At 33.6% G+C, this 6,413-nt stretch carries 5 protein-coding genes; 3 read left to right on the forward strand and 2 right to left on the reverse strand.

Going from position 1 to position 6,413, the window contains the following annotated elements:
• The first annotated feature begins 49 nt into the window (after positions 1-49).
• Complete coding sequence (locus tag EI71_RS05650) at positions 50-913, forward strand: ABC transporter permease subunit (protein WP_119016289.1); 864 nt, start codon at positions 50-52, stop codon at positions 911-913.
• A gap of 11 nt (positions 914-924) precedes the next feature.
• Positions 925-2,070 (forward strand): ABC transporter ATP-binding protein, encoded by a 1,146-nt coding sequence (locus EI71_RS05655; protein ID WP_119016284.1) that lies wholly within the window; start codon positions 925-927, stop codon positions 2,068-2,070.
• A gap of 179 nt (positions 2,071-2,249) precedes the next feature.
• Here the strand turns inward: EI71_RS05655 and EI71_RS05660 are convergent, their stop codons facing one another.
• Together EI71_RS05660 and EI71_RS05665 are read right to left on the reverse strand one after the other, a co-directional pair.
• Entirely contained in the window at positions 2,250-3,824 is a 1,575-nt protein-coding gene (locus EI71_RS05660; protein ID WP_162849801.1) for an alpha-amylase family glycosyl hydrolase, read from the reverse strand.
• Positions 3,825-3,917: 93 nt separating this feature from the next.
• Positions 3,918-6,113 carry a glycosyl hydrolase 53 family protein gene (locus tag EI71_RS05665; protein ID WP_162849802.1) on the reverse strand — a complete coding sequence of 732 codons (2,196 nt, stop codon included), beginning with the start codon at positions 6,111-6,113 and terminating at the stop codon, positions 3,918-3,920.
• Positions 6,114-6,187: 74 nt separating this feature from the next.
• Here EI71_RS05665 and EI71_RS10160 point away from each other — a divergent pair.
• A partial coding sequence (locus tag EI71_RS10160) for an IS1 family transposase (protein ID WP_162849803.1) occupies positions 6,188-6,413 on the forward strand: 226 nt, incomplete at its 3' end.

Below are 6,413 nucleotides of genomic sequence, written 5' to 3' on the forward strand. Positions count from 1 at the left end.
GGCAACAAATATAAAAGCAAAGCCTCAAGAACAAAAACTCCACATGAAAATGTCAACCAAGAATAGAATAATTAATATTGTATTATATACAGTACTAGTACTTATGTCTATTATTTGGTTATTCCCATTTGTTGGTATTGTATTAGAATCATTCCGTACAGAATCTACATGGCCAGTAGGTTATATTTGGCCAGAAAGTTGGGGATTCAAAAACTATGCAGCGTTATTTGAAAATAACATTAAAAGCGGTAAATTCGTAGGATTTGGTAGATGGTATGTTAATACATTAATCATTGCTGTTTTCACTGCCGTATTACAAACTTTATTCGTATTGATGATGGCTTATACATTATCTCGTCTTCGTTTCAAGGGACGTAAATCATTAATGAGATTTATGCTTATTTTAGGTATGTTCCCTGGTTTCGTTTCTATGATTGTTACTTATACAATCTTGGATGGATGGGGATTGACCTTGAATAACGCAATGTGGGGTTTGATTTTAGTTTACTTCGCATCATCTGGTATGGGTTATTATGTATCGAAAGGTTTCTTTGATACAATACCAAAGTCACTAGATGAAGCTGCACGTGTTGATGGTGCTACACGTTTCCAGGTATTCTATAAGATTATTTTACCTCTTTCTAAGCCAATTGTTATTTATACAGTATTAACAGCTTTCATGGGCCCTTGGGGAGACTTCATTTTTGCAAGTTATGTATCTAATTATAGAACTCAAGGTATGACTGTTGCTCCAGGTTTACAAAATTATATTAAAACACCTGGTGGTTTAAATGATAGATACACACAGTTCTGTGCTGGTGGTGTATTAGTTGCAATTCCAGTTACAATTTTATTCATGTGTCTACAAAGATACTATGTTGAAGGTGTAACCGGTGGTGCTGTCAAAGGATAGGAGAATATATTATGGCAAGTGTTAGATTAAAAAACGTAAAGAAAATTTATGATAATAAAGTCGTTGCAGTTCATGATTTTAATCTTGATATTGCAGATAAAGAGTTTATTGTATTCGTTGGACCTTCCGGATGTGGTAAGTCCACAACACTTCGTATGATTGCCGGTCTAGAAGAGATTTCTGAAGGTAAGGTTGAAATTGACGGAGTAGTAGTAAATGATTTACAGCCTAAGGACCGTGGTGTTGCAATGGTTTTCCAGAACTACGCACTTTACCCACACTTAACTGTATATGAAAACATGGCATTCTCTTTAAGATTACAGAAGATGTCAAATGATGAAATTTATAAGAGAGTTACAGCTGCAGCTGAAACTTTAGGTATTCTTGAGTACTTATTAAGAAAGCCTCGTGCTCTATCCGGTGGTCAGCGTCAGAGAGTTGCAATCGGTCGTGCAATGGTTCGTGATTCTAAGGTATTCCTAATGGACGAGCCACTTTCTAACTTGGATGCAAAGTTACGTAACCAAATGAGAGCCGAGATTATCTTATTACGTAAGAAAATCGATACTACATTCATCTATGTAACACATGACCAGACAGAGGCCATGACTTTAGGTGACCGTATCGTTATTATGAAGGATGGTTTCATCCAGCAGGTAGGTACTCCAACTGAAGTATTTGATGATCCAGATAACTTATTCGTTGCTGAATTCATCGGTGCTCCAAAGATGAATATCTTCAATGCAAAATTAATTCGTTCAAATGAGGGATATTTTGTACGTCCATTTAACGCTACAATCCCTGTTGATGGTCATAAGGGTGATCGTTTAGCTGAGCTTAACATTAAGCCTCAGGAATTAATCTTAGGTGTTCGTCCTGAACATATCGTCTTAGCAGAAGAGGGTGCTCCTGAAGCATTCCCTGTAACAATTGAGGTTAACGAAATGATGGGTTCTGAGTTACACCTTCATGTTTACACAGATGATGAGACAAGATTAATTGTACGTGTTCCAACTATGACCCTTACTCCAGAAATGAGAGCTTCTATGGTTTATGGAGCAAGAATGTGGGTTACATTCAATGCTAATGTTATGCATTTCTTCGATGATGAAACTAAGCATAACCTTGAAAAGCCAGAGTCTTATAACGGATTCTAATTAAACTAATCCCTAAAGTATACTTTAAATATTTTAAGTGATGGGGAACCCCTGTTTTCATACACAGGGGTTCCTTTTAATTTTGCCTAAATTTTGTGTTTTGTTTGTTTAATCAATAATATAATCAAAGTAAAAAAGAACTGAAAAAAATCAGTTCTTTTTGCACTTAAATATAATGTTTATTTTAATAATATAGAAGTATATGCACCAATAGTTAGTGTTTCATTATTTATAGAGGCACTATTTACGCCAATAGAATCCAAAATTTCCAAATTATTTCCTAAAGATGATAAATTAATAGATAATTCTATATTTTTATTATTATGAATTAGGAAATAAGTTTGGTTTTCATATTCAACCCTAAATCCACCAATCGTAGCACCAGGAATAGATAAAGATGCATATGTTCCTTTCGCAATTAATGGATATTTGTTCCTTAAAGCAATAAGCTTTTTATAATAATTTAATGTAGAAGATTCATTTTCTAATTGTTCAGCTACTGTACCATTTTGTTTTTTGCCACTTGAATACCATGTTGAACCTGTAGGATCTTTAATAGTATCACCATCACCCCAAAGCATTGCAAGTCTACGGTTTGCATCGGTTAGTTCTGACCCCCTTGATCCCATCATTCTAATTTCTTCACCATAATATACAAATGGGGAACCAGGAGTAAGAAGATATAAATTGGCTGCCATTTTGTATTGATTTTCATCAATTAACCAGTTTGCAACACGATTGGTATCGTGATTTGATTGGAAGGAAATCAATCTTCCATCTGAATTAATAGTTTTTAAATTTTGATTGAAAGAAGATACATAAGTAGTATATTTAGATATTGCTTGTCCTCTTGCTGCAAGTCCAATATATCCTTCGGATTGAGCCATTTGGAAATTAAAGCAGTTAATGTATGGAGCATATTTTTCAATAGAACCATCCTCATTCCATACTTCCGCAACTGTATAAATGTTTTCTTTATAGGATTTTAATTCTTTAATATATTCATCCCAAAACTGTGCAGATTTTTTATCATCTCCATAATAGATATATTTTGCAGCATCAAATCTAAATCCATCAACACCTAAATCTAACCAGTATTTAGCTACATTAAGAAGTTCATCTTTAACACTAGCGTTATCAAGATTTAATTCAGGCATGGATGAATCAAAATTACATTCATAATAATGAGAGGCATTGGTAATCTTTTTCCATGCTCTTGAAGTATCAGAAGTATCATTACTCCAAGTATACCAATCATACCATTTGCTTTCAGTATCATTATTTTGATGTGCCTTTACAAAGTTTTTAAACCATTCTGAATTTGTTGCAGTATGATTTATTGCTAAATCTAGAATTAATTTAATGTTTCTTTTATGGCATTCATTAACTAGGTTAGTTAAGTCATCTTTTGTACCCAATGTTTTATCAATTGTATAATAATCTGTTGCATCATATTTATGATAACTTGGGGATTGGAATATTGGTGTTAACCATATTCCTTGAATGCCTAGACTTGAACCATTCGTTTGATTGCCATCATTTAAGTAATCCAAGCGATTACATATTCCTTTTAAATCTCCAATTCCATCTCCATTTGAATCAGAAAAGGAAGAAGTAAATATTTCATAAAAGACGCGATCATTATCACTTTCGATAAATTTGTTTTCTTCATTATTATTGTTACAAGATGTTACACTCAAAGAAAAAATACTTAAGGAAAGTCCTAATAGTATGCTTTTATATATTTTTTTCATAGGCGACCTCCAAAATAAAAATAATAACCGCAAGGTTAACACCTTACGGTTACATTTTAACATAGTATAGTTTTATTTAAAACAATTTTTATTTTAGCCTACTAAATTAAGTAGAGCATCATCAAAATCGCCCCAAGAACTTGCTTCGTTAGCTTCACAGTAGAATCCAACTACAACAACGTCATTTTCCTCTACTTCGATTCCTTCAATGGAATATACCTTATATCCATCATCCCAAGTAGTGAAATTCATAGCTGTTCTGTATTTTTCTTCACCATTGATTAAAACATACATATAAATGTTTTGACTTGCTGCAAGTGCAGGTTTAGAATTAGCTCCACCTAAAATACCTAAATGATAGTTATAAATACCAGCTTGTAGACCAGTGATTTCTTGATGAACATTGAATTTAACTGTGTTTGCATTGTTTGCCCAGAAATGGAAAGCTTGGCTTCCACTCTTTGGATTTTCTCCAGAAACTAATACTTTATAGTCATCATTTAGTGTGCCATCAACTTCATATACCCAATTATCTAACTTTCCTTGAGTTGTAGTTTCAAAACTATAGTTTTTAATATAATTTGTCATTAATACATGAAGTAAGCATTCTACTTCCTTACCGCCTTCGATTGTACCAGTGATAACATAATCCTTATTTCCACCAGAAGGGATTGCCTCTCTTAAGGAATCAGGGAAATCCCAAGTTACATTTACTTGAGCAGAAGAATTATCATTATAAATTACATTAACCTTTTCAGGTAATACAATAGTATCTGCAGTATTGAATGTTACTTCAACACTTTCAACACCATCTACATATTTAGGAACAGAAGTGTTACCATCCTTCATTAAAGCCCAAACCTTTAATGTTTCAAGAGGATGACCTGTTGCATCGAAGAATGCTTGGTTATCTACAGCACATCCACCATACCACTTACCTGCATCATTAGGATCATATTCTGCTGCATAGCTTGATGCCCAACCAGAACCATATGTTTCCCATTTTGTTTGGTTTGTTGCCCAATCATTGCCAACACTAATCCATGTGCCTTCCCAGTAGAATACACCAATACAATCTGTCATTTGGTTAACACATGTATCTACAACATTAACTACATGGTTTACCTGGCCCGCAGGGGAAATAGGATAATCATATTTATTACCATCTGTTGTGCTTGGCTTACCAATTGTATTACCCCAAGAATCTGTATCTTCAGTAGTATATGCATAGCTTGTTTCAGCTACCATTACTTTTTTACCATAAACAGAAGAAATAGTATTTAATACTTTTGCAAGATTATCAAGTGTACCATGCCAATATGGGTAATAAGAAGAAGCAAATACATCATAATCTACATTATTATCACGTAAGCGTCTTGCGAAATCAGCATATCTACCTGCTTTTTCAGGATTTGTAAAATGAACTGCAACTAATGCATCAGGATATATTTCTCGAATTGCTTTAGAACCTGCATTCATTAACATAGAAATTTTTTTCCAATCTGTCTCACTAGACATACCAGATGTTGTTTCATTACCAACCTGAACCATACCAACATCAACGCCTGCAGCATATAGCTGTAACAAGGATTCATATGTATAATTATATAATGCATCGCATTTATCATTAATATTTAATCCATCCCAAGCCTTAGGGGCTTTCTGCTTTGCAGGGTCAGCCCAGAAATCAGAATAATGGAAATTTACTAAAAGCTTCATGCCATATTTTGTTACTCTTTGGCCAATTTCTACAGCTTTATCAATGTCGTTATTTCCTCCACCATATCCATTTCCATCACTATCATATGGATCATTCCAAACACGAACACGTACATAGTTAATACCAGATTCAGCTAATACCTTAAATAAATCTGTTTCTGTACCATCATAATCAAAATACTTAACACCACTATCCTCAAGTGATATTACAGAAGAAGAGTCCATACCTAAAATGAAATTATCATTTAGGTTTTCAACCTTCTTTACATATAATGAATCACTTGATACATCTACAGTAACAGTTTCTTTATTAATTACAGTAGGAGTAACACTATCCTTATCATGTCTTGTTGGATACTGATATTCTTCTGTAGTACTTGTAGTTGTAGTTTCAGTTGTAGTTTCGGTTGTGGTTTCGGTTGTAGTTTCGGTTGTAGTTTCAGTTCCTGTAGGACCTAATGTTTCTTTAGTAGAAGTAGAATTTCCGCCACCACAACCAGAAATTGTTAAGCCTAAGGCAACACAGCCTAAAGCCCAAGCTAGTTTTCTTTTGTTTTTTGCTAAGTTCAAACAAAAAGTTGGTAAATAGACATCAATAATGTAAAAATAGAGTTTATACTTCAGTCAAAGTGAGGTATTTAACCATGACATTAGATGATTTAAAGAAATTAACACCCGTAGAACTAGACTTTATATCTGCACATATTTATAAATTGGTAAAGGATAGAGTAACTGAAGACACCAAGAATGAAGAAAACTTTAATCATGATCCAGATTGTTGTCCGCATTGTGGATCTCTTTCCTTCATTAAATATGGCTTTAACAAAGGAAAGCAAAAATATTACTGCAAAGACTGCAATAAATTTTTTT

The sequence above is a fragment of the Anaeroplasma bactoclasticum genome (assembly GCF_003550015.1).
GTDB lineage: Bacteria > Bacillota_I > Bacilli_A > Acholeplasmatales > Anaeroplasmataceae > Anaeroplasma > Anaeroplasma bactoclasticum.

Bases quoted from the DNA above. Each gene is read 5' to 3' on its own strand.
- EI71_RS05650 (WP_119016289.1), top strand. From the start codon at position 50: ATGTCAACCAAGAATAGAATAATTAATATTGTATTATATACAGTACTA.
- EI71_RS05655 (WP_119016284.1), top strand. From the start codon at position 925: ATGGCAAGTGTTAGATTAAAAAACGTAAAGAAAATTTATGATAATAAA.
- EI71_RS05660 (WP_162849801.1), bottom strand. From the start codon at position 3,824: ATGAAAAAAATATATAAAAGCATACTATTAGGACTTTCCTTAAGTATT.